The sequence below is a fragment of the Pseudoduganella sp. UC29_106 genome, assembly GCF_044055365.1.
Classification (GTDB): domain Bacteria; phylum Pseudomonadota; class Gammaproteobacteria; order Burkholderiales; family Burkholderiaceae_D; genus Rugamonas.
The window spans coordinates 5,424,661-5,440,408 of the sequence record NZ_CP171977.1; the positions used below are offsets into that span (position 1 = coordinate 5,424,661).

16 protein-coding genes are annotated in these 15,748 nt (G+C 61.8%); 13 read left to right on the forward strand and 3 right to left on the reverse strand.

From position 1 onward, the window contains the following. Positions 1-86 precede the first annotated feature (86 nt). Positions 87-1,283, forward strand: a complete 1,197-nt coding sequence (locus tag ACHMW6_RS27155) for an IS256 family transposase (RefSeq protein WP_395401553.1) — start codon at positions 87-89, stop codon at positions 1,281-1,283. 23 nt (positions 1,284-1,306) lie between these two features. Here ACHMW6_RS27155 and ACHMW6_RS27160 read toward each other — a convergent pair whose 3' ends face one another. Together ACHMW6_RS27160 and greB are read right to left on the reverse strand one after the other, a co-directional pair. After that, positions 1,307-1,939 carry a transposase gene (locus tag ACHMW6_RS27160; protein WP_395401555.1) on the reverse strand — a complete coding sequence of 211 codons (633 nt, stop codon included), beginning with the start codon at positions 1,937-1,939 and terminating at the stop codon, positions 1,307-1,309. Between the two features lie 76 nt (positions 1,940-2,015). Further along, positions 2,016-2,582: a transcription elongation factor GreB gene (greB, locus tag ACHMW6_RS27165; protein WP_395401557.1), complete on the reverse strand. Its 567-nt coding sequence runs from the start codon at positions 2,580-2,582 to the stop codon at positions 2,016-2,018. A gap of 37 nt (positions 2,583-2,619) precedes the next feature. Between greB and ACHMW6_RS27170 the strand changes: the two genes are divergently transcribed. From ACHMW6_RS27170 to ACHMW6_RS27225, 12 genes are all read left to right on the forward strand, one after another. Next, complete coding sequence (locus ACHMW6_RS27170) at positions 2,620-3,201, forward strand: hypothetical protein (protein ID WP_395401560.1); 582 nt, start codon at positions 2,620-2,622, stop codon at positions 3,199-3,201. A gap of 16 nt (positions 3,202-3,217) precedes the next feature. Continuing rightward, positions 3,218-4,327, forward strand: coding sequence for a histidine kinase (locus ACHMW6_RS27175; RefSeq protein WP_395401562.1), 1,110 nt, complete (start codon positions 3,218-3,220; stop codon positions 4,325-4,327). An 8-nt stretch (positions 4,328-4,335) separates the two neighbouring features. Further along, positions 4,336-4,983 carry a response regulator gene (locus tag ACHMW6_RS27180; protein ID WP_395401564.1) on the forward strand — a complete coding sequence of 216 codons (648 nt, stop codon included), beginning with the start codon at positions 4,336-4,338 and terminating at the stop codon, positions 4,981-4,983. A 141-nt stretch (positions 4,984-5,124) separates the two neighbouring features. Beyond that, positions 5,125-6,699: a GGDEF domain-containing protein gene (locus ACHMW6_RS27185; protein ID WP_395401566.1), complete on the forward strand. Its 1,575-nt coding sequence runs from the start codon at positions 5,125-5,127 to the stop codon at positions 6,697-6,699. Positions 6,700-7,025: 326 nt separating this feature from the next. Next, positions 7,026-8,519 (forward strand): flagellin, encoded by a 1,494-nt coding sequence (locus ACHMW6_RS27190; RefSeq protein ID WP_395401568.1) that lies wholly within the window; start codon positions 7,026-7,028, stop codon positions 8,517-8,519. A 76-nt stretch (positions 8,520-8,595) separates the two neighbouring features. Further along, complete coding sequence (locus ACHMW6_RS27195; RefSeq protein ID WP_395401570.1) at positions 8,596-8,964, forward strand: flagellar protein FlaG; 369 nt, start codon at positions 8,596-8,598, stop codon at positions 8,962-8,964. 169 nt (positions 8,965-9,133) lie between these two features. After that, positions 9,134-11,803 (forward strand): flagellar filament capping protein FliD, encoded by a 2,670-nt coding sequence (gene fliD / locus ACHMW6_RS27200; protein ID WP_395401572.1) that lies wholly within the window; start codon positions 9,134-9,136, stop codon positions 11,801-11,803. 22 nt (positions 11,804-11,825) lie between these two features. Continuing rightward, on the forward strand, positions 11,826-12,257 hold the full coding sequence (gene fliS, locus ACHMW6_RS27205; protein ID WP_395401576.1) for a flagellar export chaperone FliS: 432 nt from the start codon (positions 11,826-11,828) through the stop codon (positions 12,255-12,257). 13 nt (positions 12,258-12,270) lie between these two features. Next, positions 12,271-12,597, forward strand: coding sequence for a flagellar protein FliT (locus ACHMW6_RS27210; protein ID WP_395401578.1), 327 nt, complete (start codon positions 12,271-12,273; stop codon positions 12,595-12,597). A gap of 13 nt (positions 12,598-12,610) precedes the next feature. After that, on the forward strand, positions 12,611-13,921 hold the full coding sequence (locus ACHMW6_RS27215) for a flagellar hook-length control protein FliK (RefSeq protein WP_395401580.1): 1,311 nt from the start codon (positions 12,611-12,613) through the stop codon (positions 13,919-13,921). Continuing rightward, the gene (locus tag ACHMW6_RS27220) at positions 13,908-14,255 is read left to right on the forward strand and encodes an EscU/YscU/HrcU family type III secretion system export apparatus switch protein (protein WP_395401582.1); all 348 of its coding nucleotides are present in this window, start codon (positions 13,908-13,910) and stop codon (positions 14,253-14,255) included. Before ACHMW6_RS27215 ends, ACHMW6_RS27220 begins: the two co-directional genes overlap by 14 nt. After that, positions 14,255-15,016, forward strand: coding sequence for a flagellar brake protein (locus tag ACHMW6_RS27225; protein WP_395401584.1), 762 nt, complete (start codon positions 14,255-14,257; stop codon positions 15,014-15,016). Before ACHMW6_RS27220 ends, ACHMW6_RS27225 begins: the two co-directional genes overlap by 1 nt. 230 nt (positions 15,017-15,246) lie before the next feature. On the opposite strand, the gene fliE is transcribed toward ACHMW6_RS27225, so the two are convergent. Next, entirely contained in the window at positions 15,247-15,588 is a 342-nt protein-coding gene (fliE, locus tag ACHMW6_RS27230) for a flagellar hook-basal body complex protein FliE (protein ID WP_395408725.1), read from the reverse strand. Between the last annotated feature and the right edge of the window lie 160 nt (positions 15,589-15,748).

Sequence of the window (15,748 nt, forward strand, 5' to 3'; positions counted from 1 at the left end):
TAGGAAGGCTGCTTGAGGGCGGCCATTGTGATTCTTAAGGTAATGTTGGGTTTGCGAAGACCTTAACTCAACCTAAGGGAAACACAATGACCAACGCCACTATCGCACTATCCGAGCTCGCCGAAAAGGGGGCGGATGCAGATTTCATCCGTCAGACCTTGCAACATGCCCTGCAGCGGCTCATGGAAATGGACGTGGAAGCGCTTTGCCAGGCCGCCTATGGCGAGCGCAGTGAGGAACGCATCAACAGCCGCAACGGCTATCGCGACCGTGCTTATGAAACCCGGGCCGGCAAAGTCGATCTCAAAATACCAAAGCTGCGCAGCGGCAGTTATTTCCCCGGCTTCCTAGAGCCACGGCGCACAGCCGAAAAGGCGCTAACAGCGGTGATTCAGGAGGCCTATATTCAGGGCATCTCCACCCGCTCAGTCGATGAACTGGTCAAGGCTATGGGCATGACCGGCGTCTCCAAGAGTCAGGTCTCGCGGCTGTGCGAAGAGATCGATGAGCGGGTACAAGCTTTCCTTGGTCGGCCTATCGAAGGCGATTGGCCTTACCTGTGGATCGATGCCACCTACGTTAAATCGCGTCAGGCCGGCCGAGTCGTGTCAGTGGCCGTGATAATCGCGGTGGCCGTCAACACTGACGGCGTGCGCGAAATCCTTGGCGTGGCGACCGGCCCTTCCGAGGCTGAGCCTTTCTGGACCGAGTTTCTGCGCGGCCTGACGCGGCGAGGGCTGCGTGGCGTTAAGCTGGTTATCTCGGATGCCCATGAAGGGCTGAAGGCGGCCACCAGCAAGGTGTTGAAGACAACTTGGCAGCGTTGCCGTGTGCACTTTATCCGTAACGCCCTGGCGCATGTTGGTAAAGGCCAGCGCCAGGCCGTACTGGCCATGATCAATACCATCTTTGTGCAGGAAAGCGCCGAGGCAGCCAGCGGGCAGTGGCGAACAGTGGCCGACCAGCTGCGGGCCAAATTCTCCAAGCTGGCTGCCATGATGGATGACGCCGAATATGAGGTTCTATCCTTCATGAGCTTTCCCAAGGCGCACCGAACCCAGATTCACAGCACCAATCCGTTGGAACGCCTGAACGCCGAGGTCAAACGCCGCACTAACGTTATTGGCATCTTCCCCAATGACCGCGCCATCATCCGGCTCGTGGGCGCCTTGATGCTGGAGCAAAATGACGAGTGGTCACTGCAACGCCGATACATGCAGCTTGAAGGATTGCAGTCCTTGAGCGACAATCAGTCCGCACGGCTCTCTGCCGTGATCAACTGATCGGGGACCCAGCCCCTTGAGAATCACTTCTCGTACACCACTCCTGGGGACACCATCTGTGCAAACGGTATATCAAATAGCCGCCGGTATCGAGCCGCCCGAGAAACCGTATCACCACCAAGCCGCAGATACACCTCATGCGGCGTAACCAGTGAGTTCGCATTCCCTTCCGCGTTGCACCGATAACTCGACCACAAATAAGCCCCCGGAAACGACTCCATCCCGGCCCTGACCGGATTCAGTTCGATATACCGTTGACACAACAACAGATAGTCCTCCTGCTGTACGACGCAGCACCTATACCGCCCGTCCCACATCGTGCCGGTTTGATAGTGACGCCAGTGCAAATACTGCGAGATACGTTGGGTCAACGACTTCATCAGCCTGCTATGCGCTTCGCGTTCGCGGAGTGTCAGCAATAGGTGAACGTGATTGGTCATCAGCACATAAGCGTGCAGTTCACAGCCGTACTTGAGGCAATAATGATTGAGCAAATTGAGAAAGCGCGAGCGTTCATCATCGCTGAAGAAGCACTGCTGCCGGTTGTCGCCGCGCTGGACAATGTGCAAACAAGTGCCCGGATCGAAGTCACGCGATGAACGTGGCATGCCGTTTGCTCCAATCAAAACCAAAGGCGTGAACCAGGTGTCTGCCACGATGTGGCAGACACCAGCTTTACGGTGTGGGTTCTGAGGAGTTTAGCGGCGCTTTAACAGGCCAGTTTGAGCCGCCTCAAACCTCGCCAGGCGCGGGGTAGCTGACTTCGAGGACTTCGATTTCTTCCACGCCAGTGGGCGTGTGAAGCGTGACGGTGTCGCCTTCACGGGCCTTGGTCAGCGTGCGGGCGACGGGGGAGATCCAGCTGATCTTGCCCTTCAACGGATCAAACTCGTCGATGCCAACGATGGTAATGGTTTGCTCTTCGCCGGACTGCTTGGCATATGTCACGGTTGCGCCAAAGAAGATCTGATCGCTGCCATGGTGCACGCTGGGGTCAACCACAGCAGCCAGGTCCAGCCGCTTGGTCAGGAAGCGGATGCGGCGGTCGATTTCGCGCAGGCGGCGCTTGCCGTAGATGTAGTCGCCGTTTTCGGAACGGTCGCCATTGGACGCCGCCCAGTGCACCACTTTCACCACTTCGGGCCGATCGACGTCAATCAGCTGGAGCAGCTCATCCTTGATGCGCTGGTAGCCCGCGGGGGTGATGTAGTTCTTCGATCCCGGCGGGATCGCCAGCGCGGCAGGGACGGCATCATCGTCGTCGTCCTGCTCGCTCTCTTTTACGAATGCCTTGTTCATATCTGCTTAAGTCTAATGGTGCAATAATGGCACCCACATGAAGCGATTGTACACATTCAGACGCCGCCTGTTTGCCCCACTCGTCTACCTGGCCGCCCTCTTCCTGATGCTGGAGGAATGGCTGTGGGACGTGGGCGCACGCTTCATGGCGAAACTGGCGCAATTTCCGCCGTTGCGCGCGCTGGAACGCTTCATCAGCAAGCTTGGCCCCTTTGCCGCGCTGGCAGTCTTCGTGCTACCAGCATTGATGCTGTTCCCCGTCAAGCTGCTGGCCCTGATGGCCATTGCCCATGGACACGCCATGCTGGGCCTGGCCGTTTTCATCACCGCCAAGCTGGCCGGTGCGGCGGCGGTAGCCCGGCTGTACGGACTGACCCGCCCTGCCCTGCTGCGCCTGCAATGGTTTGCCCGCCTGCACAACTGGTTCATCGATCTGAAAGACCGCTGGATCGCGCGCCTGAAGGCCACCGCCGCCTGGCGCGAATGCCGGGAGGCGTTGCATGCCTGCCGCGTCTGGCTGCGCAGGCTGTGGCGGCGCGGTCCCGGTGGCCGTCACGACAAGCGTGCGCTCAGGGTGTTGCGCCGCTTTAGCGCTTTCTGGCGTGCACGGCGCCGGTGACGCTACACTATCGCCCATGCACCCGTGCCAACCTACTGTTCTCGATGCCATTGCCGCACACACACCCGGCCTGGTCTACCAGTTCTCCCGCCTGCCCGACGGCAGCGTTGAATTCCCCTACCTGAGCGACGGCTGCCTGGCGCTGCTCGGTATCACGGCCAGCGAGCTGCAGGCCGCGCCGCACCGTTTCCTCGAACTGATCCTGCAGGAAGACCGCGCCTCCTATCAGGAAGCAATGGACGCTTCGGCCGCTTCGCTCTGGAGCTGGAACTGGGAAGGCCGCATCTGGGTCGAAGCCTGGAAGGACGTGAAGTGGATCAACTTGCGCTCCACCCCGCACCGCCTGGAAGACGGCACCGTGCAGTGGGAAGGCATCATGAGCAACATCACGGAGAGCAAACTGGAACAGCTGGAAGTGCGCGCCAGCCGCGCTCGCCTGGCCGAACTGACGGCGCACATCGAAAAGGTAAAGGAACAGGAACGCGAGCGCATCGCCCGCGAAATCCATGACGACCTGGGCGGCAACCTGACCGCCATCAAGATGGCCCTGGCCATGCTGGCGGCGCGCCTGCCGGAAGGCGACAGCACGCTGCATCAGAAAGCCGCCTATGTCGATTCCCTGGTCGACCGCACCATCGATGCCGTGCACCGCATCTCGCTCGATCTGCGTCCCTCGGTGCTGGACTTCGGCCTGCCCGTCGCACTGGAATGGCAGGTCAAGGAATTTGCCACCCAGGCCGGCATCCCCTGCAGTTTCGAGTCCAATGTGAAGGACCTGGACCTCCATCCGGACCAGGCCGCCGCCCTGTTCCGCATCGCCCAGGAAGCGCTGACCAATATCGCCAAGCATGCGGACGCCAAGACAGTCACGGTGCGCCTGCAGCGCGCGCGCGGCATCCTGAGCCTCAAAATTACCGATGACGGCCAGGGTATCCACGCCACGGACCGCAGCAAGCCCGACTCTTTCGGCCTGCGCGGCATGGCCGAGCGCGCCAATGCGCTGGGCGGTACGTTGACGCTAAGCCACGCGCCGGGCGGCGGCACGGTGGTTGCGATCAAATTACGGCTCCCGGCAAGCGCTGTGGACGTTAAAATAGCGAACCAAGGAGTTGCCGTAACGAAATAACGATCCTCATGAGCGAAAAAGCCACTATCAAGGTCTTCATTGCCGATGACCACGCCATTGTCCGCGAAGGCCTGAAGCAGATCCTGGCCGAGACCAAGGACATCGTGGTCGCCGGCGAGGCCGAAAACGGGCTGGACGCCGTCAAGCTGTTCCGCAAATCGGGCTGCCACGTAGTGCTGCTGGATATTTCCATGCCCGACCGCAGCGGCATCGAAGTGCTCAAGCAGATCAAGAAGGAAAAGCCGGAGCTGGCCGTGCTGATGCTGTCCATGCATCGCGAGGACCAGTACGCGATCCGTTCTCTGAAAGCCGGCGCGGCGGGCTATCTGACCAAACAAAGTGCGCCAAAAGAGCTCGTCAATGCGATACGCCAGGTCGCTAGCGGATTAAAATACATTAGTCCGGCACTGGCCCAGGAATTGGCCAATCATGTCGGTGAGGACCATCAGGCGGCCCTGCACGAAACCCTGTCGGACCGGGAATACCAGACCCTGACCATGATCGCCTCCGGCAAGACCGTAGGCGCGATTGCCAAGGAGCTGTCGCTCTCGGTCAAGACCGTCAGCGAGTACCGCGCCCGCCTCCTGGTCAAGATGAAACTGAAGAACAGCGCCGAGCTCACACATTACGCCATCAAAAACCAGTTGATTGATTGACGGACAGCCTCCGCCGTCCCCGCGGCCCGAAACCTTGCCCGTAAATAAAGCAAGTTTCTCCCCGCTAATCAAAAGATAAACTGGACAAAGGTTGGCCTAAGATGCTGACAATCGGTAAACCTTGTAAAGGCTGTACGTCAGATGTCTAGCAAACCCACCAATCCAGCCGCGGCGGACATGAATCCGGCTGATGTTGCTCGCGAGGCTTTCCGCCGCCTCGCCTTGCGCCGGATTGCCCCTACGCCTGAAGCGTATCGCGACATCTACCACGAAATCATCGGCGTCACCCCGGCCGTAGCGCCGGCTGCGGACCCAGGCCCGGAAAACGTGCTGACCCAGTTTGCCGCCCGCCTGACCGAGCAGTCCGGCGAGCTGGCCGACTTCGGCCGCCGCTTCAACCGGGCCGTCAAGGCGCGCGACTGGGAAGCCTATGCCCGCACGCTGGCCGCGCTGGCCGATCGCCCCGTGCTGCGTGCCGATGGCGGCATCGAACTGGCGCCGAATCCCGAGGGCGAACAGGCCAGGCAGCTGCGTGAACTGCTGAGCCGCACCCTGACCTTTGCCGTCGCATCCCTTCTGAGCGGCACACCAACGCTGGTGGCCGAAGCCGAAGCGCTGGGCGCCGCCACCAAGGAGGCCCACACTGAAGCGGCGCTGGCCGAGATCGGCACGCGCCTGAAGCAGCTGTGCTACCAGATCGAGATCCGCAGCGGCGACACGGCCGAGCAGCAGGAATTGCTGCTGCGCCTGTTCCGCCTGCTGCTGGAGAACGTATCCGAACTGCTGGATGACGATTCCTGGCTGCGCGGCCAGATCGACGCCGTGCAGAACCTGATTGCCGGTCCGCTCGACCAACGCGCGCTGGAAGAAGCAACGCGCAGCCTGAAAGACGTCATCTATAAACAGAGCCAGCTCAAGCACAGCCTGTCCGACGTCAAGGTAACGGTCAAGAATATGATGATGACCTTCATCGACCGCTTGGGCGCCGTGGCCACCTCCACCGGCGACTTCCACGAAAAGATCGGCGGCTATTCCGAGAAGATCAGCCAGGCCAAGGATATTTCCGAGCTCAACCAGATTTTGGACGATGTACTGAAGGAAACCCGCCTGGTCCAGAGCGAGGCGTTGATGGCCCGCGACCGCATGGTATCGGCCCAGCAGGAGGTGCAGGACGCGGAAGCGCGCATCCACGCGCTGGAAGCCAAGCTGCAGCATATGAGCGAACTGGTGCGCGAGGACCAGCTGACCGGTTCCCTGAACCGCCGAGGCCTGGACGATATCTTCGAACGCGAAACCGCCCGTGCCGACCGCCGCGGCACGCCGCTCTGCATCGCGGTGCTGGACCTGGACGACTTCAAGAAGCTCAACGACTCGCTGGGCCATATCGCCGGCGACAATGCGCTGAAGCACCTGGTCAAGGTGGTCAAGGAAACCCTGCGCTCGATGGACGTGATCGCCCGCTTCGGCGGCGAGGAATTCCTGATCCTGCTGCCGGAGACCTCGATTGAGGCGGCCGTGGCGACCATGACCCGGCTGCAGCGCGAGCTGACCCGTCACTTCTTCATGCATGAGAATGAGAAGGTGCTGATTACGTTCTCCGCCGGCGTGGCCCTGCGCCGGCCGCACGAAGGGCAGACCGAACTGGTCAAGCGCGCGGATGCGGCGATGTATCAGGCCAAGCGCACGGGCAAAAATCGCGTGGTTGTTGCTGAATAATTAAGCCTTGTCCCTGGGTCAGCCCCCTCGGGTCTGATCCAGGTGTTAGGGTTTCAACAAGAAAGCTGCCTCCGGGCAGTTTTTTTTCGCCTCAAAAAAATCTTTTTTACCCCTAAAGTTCCCCAAAACCCCGCCGTTTAAGCGGGCGTCCCCGCCCCGACTTTAGAGGGAAAATGCCGGTTTTTCCCTCTCAAATCCCCCTAAAGGTTCCCGCACGGCAACCGTTACCCAAAACAACAGCGGCTTGATCGTCACGGAACAACGTGGCGGGCCAAAGTGAACGAGCAAATAGCCCAACTAGCAGTACCAAGTTTTGGAGAATTACCATGGCTTCCGTAATCAATACCAACATCGCCTCCCTGAACTCGCAGCGTAACCTGAGCGCATCCCAGGCCAGCCTGTCCACGTCCCTGCAGCGTCTGTCTTCCGGTCTGCGCATCAACAGCGCGAAAGACGATGCGGCAGGCCTGGCGATCTCCGACCGTATGTCTTCGCAGATCCGCGGCATGAACCAGGCAACCCGCAACGCAAACGACGGCGTTTCCCTGGCTCAGACCGCTGAAGGCGCACTGTCATCCTCCGGCGACATCCTGCAGCGTATCCGCGAACTGGCTGTGCAGTCGTCCAACGCCACCAACAGCGCTTCCGACCGTCAGGCTCTGCAGACTGAGGTGACCCAGCTGTCGTCCGAACTGAACCGTATCGCCCAGACCACCACCTTCAACGGCCAGGCCCTGCTGGATGGCACCATGGGTACCGCGAACTTCCAGATCGGCGCTGATGCAAACCAGCTGATCTCCGCTAACGGCGCGAACTTCCTGACCAACACCTACGGCGACAACCGTGTGGAAAACGACGCCGTGCAGGTCGACACCGCCATCACCGGCGGCGCAGTGACCGTTTCCGGTTCCCGTGGTTCGAAGAGCTACACCGCGACCGCGACCGACACCGCACAATCCATCGCTGCGCAGGTCAACAAGCTGACCAGCGATACCGGCGTGACCGCTACTGCCAAGACCGAAGTCAACCTGTCGCTGACCAGCGGCGAGTCCTTCAAGTTCGACCTGAAGGGCGATAACAGCACCGCTGTATCGATCTCCTTCTCGGTTGGCGGCTCCGGCACCGGCGTGGGCTCTTCGGCGGCCGACTATGCTGCTGGCATCAACGCCATCAACGCACAGTCCGCCAAGACCGGTATCACGGCCCAGTACGACCAGACCAATGGCGGCCTGAAGCTGACCAGCGCCACCGGCGCCGACATCAGCATCGCCAACACCAACACTGGCGTGACGAACACCAACTTCGACATGGCCACGTACAAGACCAACGGCGGCCTGGTGGCAACTCCGGTAACCACCCAGACCACCGCTGGCGGCGCCGCTTCGATCGCTCACGGCCGTGTGACCTTCGACTCCGAGAACAGCTTCTCCATCACCGACGCCGGCACCGGCTACGGTCTGGGCGCAGCAGCTTCCGCCACCACCGCCCAGGCTTCCAGCCTGAAGTCCGTGGCTTCCCTGGACGTGACCACCTTCGACGGCGCCCAGCTGGCGATCAAGATTGCCGATGCAGCACTGGCAACCGTGAACAACCAGCGCGCTAACTACGGTGCACTGCAGTCCCGCTTCTCGTCGGCGATCTCGAACCTGAGCGCGACCACCGAGAACCTGTCTTCGTCCCGCAGCCGTATCGTGGACACCGACTTCGCAGCTGAAACCGCAAGCCTGACCCGCGGCCAGATCCTGCAGCAAGCCGGTACCGCAATGCTGGCCCAGGCGAACTCCCTGCCGAACGGCGTGCTGAGCCTGCTGCGTGGCTAATCGAGCACAACAAGCTAGCTAAAGCACACCCCCGTCCCGGATTTTCCGGGCGGGGGTTTGTCACTAGGAGGCCCGAATGACTATTGATTCGATTGCGACTGCCGCCCCCCGCCCCGACCGGGCCGTGGGTGTCGAAACGGTCGCCCTGCCAGTAGCCGGCCGCGCGCCGGCCGCAACAGTAGACACTGCCGATGCCGTCAAGGCCAAGGCCGCAGCACCATCGTTGAAGGAAGTCGAACAAGCTGTAGCGGAAATCAACAAGACGCTGCAGAGCAAGGCCCAAAGCCTCGAGTTCTCGATCGACGATGACAGCAAGCGCACTATCGTCAAGGTGATCGACCAAAGCACGAAGGAAGTGCTGCGCCAGATCCCCACGCCGGAAGCTTTGCAAATCGCTAAGTCCTTAGCCAACAGTAAAGGTTTGCTGGTCGACCAGGAAGCCTGATTGCCTGGCAATACGGCCCGGCCTGTCCGCGCATGCGGCAGGCCGGGCCTTTTTGTTTTATGCTGGCGAATCGCAGCGTCTGAAAACAAACCGGTATTTCCCCCTCTCAAGTCCCCTTTGAATCTGCCGTAAATACCTTAGACTTGTTCTGTTTTCTCAGGAGTGCGCCGTGGCTGTTTCGTCTACCCCAACATTGTCGTCCCCCGGTTTGGGTTCCGGCCTGAACGTGAATGATATTGTCGATAAATTGATGGCTGCCGAATCGGTGCCACTGCAAACTTACGACAAGAAGACCGCGTCTTTCCAGTCCAAGCTGAGCGCCATCGGTTCGCTCAGTGGCGCCATCGGCGTGTTCCAGAGCGCGCTGGGCGGACTGACCAACGCGTCGGCGTTTAACGGCTTGACCACGACGCCCGGCGATACCACGGTGCTGAGCGCCAGCGCAGGCTCGAAAGCCGTGGCGGGCAATTACAACATCAACGTCACCCAGCTGGCGCAGGCGCAGAGCCTGACCACGAGCGGGTTGGCAAGCAAATCCTCGGCTGTCGGACTGGGCGGCGCCACCACGCTGTTTTTCCAGTTCGGCACGACGTCCGGCTCTTTCGGCACCCAAGGCGTGGGCTTGACGGCCGCGATGCTGAACAACGGTATCAGCAACGGCGCGCTGTCCATCAACGGCACCGCCATTGCCACTTCGTCCAGCACCAACAGCGCCGTGGCGCTGGCTGACGCGATCAATGCCAAGAGCGCAAACACTGGCGTGACCGCCAGCGTATCGAATATCTTCTCGACCTTCGGCGATGTGGAAACCGCCGCGGGCGGCAGCTACTCGTTGACAGTCGGCGGCGTGGAAATTGCCAGCCAGGCGGGCGGCGTGGCCGCCGGCGCTGGTGTGACCGCCGCCAGCATCGATGCCGACCTGGCTGACAGCTCAAGCGCCGCCGCAACCGCACTGGCCGCGGCAGGCATCACCTATACCGGCAGCGCCGCCGCGGGCACGCTCGAATTCAAGAACGCCAGCGGCGGCAGCATCGCCGTCGAGGAAGTGGTCGGCGGCGCAGCCGGCGAAGTGACGGGCGGCGCCAAGACGACCGCCGGCACCGCCAACGCGGGCGCTACCTATGCTTCCGCCACCAGCATTACCCTGGCATCCGCCAACGGCAGTCCGATCACCATCGGCGGCACCAACCCGGCGCTGGCCGGCTTTACCGCCGGCAGCGGCGGCAGCTTCATGGGCGCCGGCTTCAGCCAGGATGCCTCGCAGCCGTCCGCCTCGGTGCTGATCGACAGCAGCAACAACACGCTGGAAGGCATCCGCGACGCCATCAACAAGGCCAATATCGGCGTGCAGGCCAGCATCATCAATGACGGCAGCGCCACGCCCTACCGTCTCGTGCTGACCTCGACCAAGAGCGGCGCGAATGCATCGATGAAGATCACGATGAACGGCGACGGCAGCAATCCGCCGGACAGCGCGATTTCCAACCTGCTGTCCTACGACCCGGCCGGCACGCAGGCGCTGCAACAGACTTCGGCTGCGCAGGATACCAAGGTCAACGTCAATGGCATCACGGTCACCAGCTCGTCCAATGCGATCAGCGAAGCGATCCAGGGTGTGACCCTGAACGTGACCAAGGTCGGCAGCACCACGCTCAACGTGTCCAAGGACACCGGCACGATCAAGAGCAACCTGACCGCCTTCGTCAAGGCCTACAACGACCTGAACAAGGCGCTGAAGGACCTCACCGCCTACGACCCGGAAACCAAGAAAGCCGGCATACTGCAGGGCGATGCGACCGCCCAGACCATCCAGTCCCAGCTGCGCCGCATGCTGGGTTCGGAAATCACCGGCCTGTCCGGTGGCCTGCGCAACCTGGGCCAGGTCGGCATTACTTTCGACAAGGATGGCTCGCTGGCCCTGGACAACAGCAAGCTGCAGAAAGCGATCGACGGCAACTTCTCCGACATCGCCGGCCTGTTCGCCGCCATTGGTACCGCGACCGACAACCAGGTCGGCTTCGTCAGTTCGACCGCCGCCACCAAGCCCGGCACGTATGACCTGGAAATCACGGCCATGGCCACCCAGGGCGCGATGACCAGCGCCGCGGCAGTCGGCGGCACCACGACCATCAACGCGAATACGGTGTGGGCAGTGTCGCTGAACGACACCACGCCGAGCAACTCGAAAAACATCGCCAACGTCACCATTCCTCCCGGCACCTACACGCCGCAGGAACTGGCAAAGGCACTGCAATCGTCGATCAACGGTCTGTCGGCGTTTTCATCGAACGGCGCCAGCGTCAGCGCCACCATCGACAGCAATGGCAAGCTGGTACTGTCGTCCAGCAAGTACGGCTCGGCTTCGAATATTGCGCTGACCGACGTCAGCGGCAGCACCGTGGCTGATGTGTTCGGCTCCACCACGCCGGTGGCAGGCACCGACGTGGCCGGCACGCTGGGCGGCCATCCCGTGGTCGGCAGCGGCCAGACCCTGACCGGCGCCGGCGGCACCGATGTCGAAGGCCTGAAAATTGAAATCACTGGCGGCACCATCGGCAGCCGCGGTTCGGTGTCCTTCTCGCAAGGCTACGGCTACCAGCTGAACAACCTGGCCACATCGTTCCTGGGTGCGAAAGGCTTGATCAGCAATGTAACCGCCGGCCTGAACAACAGCATCAAGGATATTGCCAAGCAGCGCGACGCCTTCTCGGCCAGACTGGACGACATCGAAAAGCGCTATCGCACCCAGTTCACCGCACTGGATGTGACCCTGTCGAAGATGCAATCCACGCAACAGTATTTGACTCAGCAGCTGGCATCGCTGGCCGCCAACGGCTGATCACAGGAACAGAGGAGAGACTATGTTCGGAACCACTCAACGCGGCGTTAACGCCTATGCCAAAGTCGGCCTGGAGACCGGTGTCACCGCCGCCTCGCCGCACAAGCTGATCGTCATGCTGTACGACGGCGCACTGGCCGCCATCATGACCGGCATCACGCAGATGAACGCTGGCAATGTGCAGGAAAAAGGCAAGGCCATTTCCAAGGCCATCCAGATCATCGACAACGGCCTGCGCGCCAGCCTGGACAAGGAAGTGGGCGGCGAGATCGCCCAGAACCTGGACGCGCTGTACGACTACATGAGCCGCCGCCTGCTGGAAGCGAATCTCAAGAACCAGCCGGAAATCTTGGAAGAAGTGCGCGGCCTGCTGGCCGACCTGCGCGACACCTGGAACCAGATTGGCAATGCGGGCGCCGCTCCGGTCCCAGCCAAGACCCCTGCCTTTGCGTAATTTGAGGATAACGATGACGAATCAGGAAGTATTGTCGGTGTACGGGGAAATGGCCAGGCTGAGCGCCTCGATGCTGCGCGCGGCACAGGCTGCAGAATGGGACCGACTGGAAGAGCTGGAAGCGGGCGTGTCCGCCCAGGTAAGCCGCCTGCGCGGCAATGAAGACGCGGTTGTGCTGGACAGCGCCGAGCGTGCGCAGAAGCTGGCCATGATCAAGCAGATTCTCGACGACGACCACCAGATCCGCGACCTGACCATGCCGTGGATGGCCGAGCTGTCCAAACTGATTTCCAGCACCGGTACCGAACGTCGCCTGGCCAACGCCTACGGCGGCGTCTGAGTAAGGGGGCGCCGTGCTGCCCCCGAGCCTGGATACGGGCAATGTGCGCGGCGTTACGCCGGTCGAAACCCGGCTGCCTGCGCCGCCCGTCAACGCGGCGCGCCAGGAAGCTTTCCAGCGCACGATCTCCAATATGGTCGGCCAAACCTTGTCCGGCCAGGTTCTCTCCAAATTCGCCGATGGCAGCTACCTGGTGCGCGTGGCCGATACCGCAGCGCGCATGCTGCTGCCGGCGAACATCCAGGCCGGCACCCAGTTGCCGCTGACCGTGGTGGCCGCCGAGCCGCGGCCCACGCTGCAGATCGGCGCCGGCAATCCGCTCGCCGGCCAGGCCGCCGTCATCTACACCGAAGACAATCCGCCGCCGGCGATGGACGCGTCGCGCCTGCCGTCGCAGGACACGAGCACCCTCAGCCAGGCGGGCCGGCAGGCCGCGCAGCAGGCCGCTCTGCCCGGCCAGCCCGCCACGGACACCGCCGACGCGCATGCTGCAACCGGACCCGGCGCCAACGCCGCCGCGCAAGCCCGTCCGCAAAGCGCCGCCGCCACCCTGCTGAGCAAGGCGCCCCTGATACCTGCCGACCAGCTGCCGGCCCTGGACAAGAACACGCCGCAATCCACGCTGAGCCCGGCCGCGCGCGCGATCTCGACTGCACTGGCCAACGCCTACACCACGCCCGGCGTACCGGTCACCATCAACGGCAAGATCCCCCTCTCGCTGGGCGGCCCGCCCGACGCAGACAAGCTGACGCAAAACCTGAAACACGCCATCGGCGACAGCGGCCTGTTCTACGAATCGCACGTGGCCGAATGGGCCGAAGGCAAGCGCAGCCTGCAGGACTTGCAGCGCGAACCGCAGATGCAGCGCATGGCGCAGGCTGCCTCGCAATCGCCTGCCGAGGCCGCAGCAAAATTGCTAAGCGGACCGGATCTCTCCGCTGCGCAAATGATCAACCAGCAGCTGCACACCCAGGAACAGGGCAAGCTGATCTGGCAAGGCCAGGCCTGGCCGGGCCAGCCGATGGAATGGCAGATAGAGCGCGACCGCCGCGATGGCGGCAGCCACGGCGGCCAAGGCGAGCGCGAAGAAGCGCCCGTGTGGCGCAGCGGCGTGCGCTTCCGCCTTCCGCTGCTGGGCAAGGTCGGCGCCAGCGTGACGATGGTGGGCGACCAGGTGCACATCGCCGTCGAATCCGGCTCTGAAGACACGGCCGCCACGCTGCGCGCCTGGGCCAGTGTGCTGCAAAGCGCGATGGATGCGGCGGGCGCGCCGCTGGCCTCGCTGACCATCAGCGCGGAGGATGGCGGCGATGGACAATCCTGAACTGCCGCGCCGCCCGCTGCAAAGCGCCGTGGCACTCGCCTACAAGAGCGGCCAGGCGGCGCCGAAAGTCGTCGCCAAAGGGCGTGGACTGGTTGCGGAGCAGATCATTGCCGTCGCCGCCGAACACGGCGTGCACATCCACGAATCGAAGGAACTGGTATCGCTGCTGATGGACGTCGACCTCGACGCCCAGATCCCGCCCATGCTCTACCGTACAATTGCGGAACTGTTGGCATGGCTATATCATATTGAAGCAACGCAAAAGTCTGGACAGCCCCCGCCCCCGGCGCCGGATCTGAGCGTACCGATCGATTCCCCAGACAACGGACTTTGATGCACACCTATATTTCGGATGCGGACCTTGAGAACTGGCATGATTTTGAGGTCGAATCGCGCCGCGAAATAATCGCCCTGCTGCGCGGCATCAGCGAAAAGAAGCAACTGATCCGCATGCTGGTGCACGGCGAGTCGGATGTCTGTGTGACCTCTATCCTGGAAGTCGATCCCGATAACGACGCGGTCATCCTCGACTGCTCGATCAACCCCGACCAGAACCGCCGCATCCTGTCGGCCAAGCAGATTTCGTATGAGACTTCGCTGGACAAGATCCGCATCATTTTCGGCAGCGCGAACGCGCAATCCGTGACCTTTGAAGGCGGCCAGGCCCTGAAGATTGCCGTGCCGACCAGCCTGATCCGCCTGCAGCGCCGCGAGTTTTATCGCATGGCGACGCCGGTCAGCAATCCGGTGCGCGTGGAGATTCCGCTGCCGGCCGAGATGGGCGGCGGCACCACGCATTTCCCGCTGGCGGATATCAGCTGCGGTGGTATTGCCATACTCGACAATCGGCTGATCCTGGGGGATACGATCGGCCGCATCTACCACGATTGCCGCATCGAACTGCCGGAAGCTGGCACGATCGCTACCGGATTGCAGATCCGTAATTCGATCGAACTGACGCTGCTGAACAACAAATCGAACCGGCGGCTGGGGTGCCAGTTTGTCGACATCCCCCGTTCCGCGCTGAATGCCGTGCAGCGCTACATCACCAAGCTCGAACGCGAACGCAACGCGCGGATAGCCGGACTGAGCTAAGACGGCGGATCAAAACGATCCGCCCTACGCGCCGCGGCCATCCAGGCGCCAAATCCACGTTCGGCCGTGCGTGCTCCGCCGTGACACCCGAAATTCGGGGTCAGCTCTGTCATTCGGACAGCGAGCGCTAACATTTGACTCACATCAATACGCAAAAACGCGCATTTCGGCGTATTGAGCCAGATCAAAGAATAGGTTCGCGTGTCCGAATGACAGAGCTGACCCCGACTTTAAATTTGCATGTTCATGATGTCGTGATACGCCTGCACCAGCTTATTACGCACCTGCATCGTTGCCTGAAAATTAATCGCCGCCTTCTGTTGCGCGATCATCACGTCCGATAAATTCACGGAATCGTCGCCCATCTGGAAGCGCTTGCTCAGCCCCTCGGCCGTATTCTGCGAAGCCGCGACCGTGTCCAGCGCCCCCTTCAGCGCCTGCGAAAAGTCAACCTTCGAGGCCGGCTGCTCGGTCTGGATGGCCGGCGGCGTGGCTTGCGGGCGTGTAGCCGCCGCCTTCAGCTGGGCGATCATGGCCTGGATCTGGCTATTGTCGATGCCGCCTGTTCTCATCATCTACTCCAATCTGTTGCTGTAGCGGAACAACGACACTTCAAGCGTCTGTTGCCGAGCTACAATATATGCCTACTGTCAGGCTTCCAGAATACGGCAGCCAGAGCAAGCAGCTGGCAACAAGCAGGACGGGAAACGGCCTTCTTTTCAAGCCTTTAAA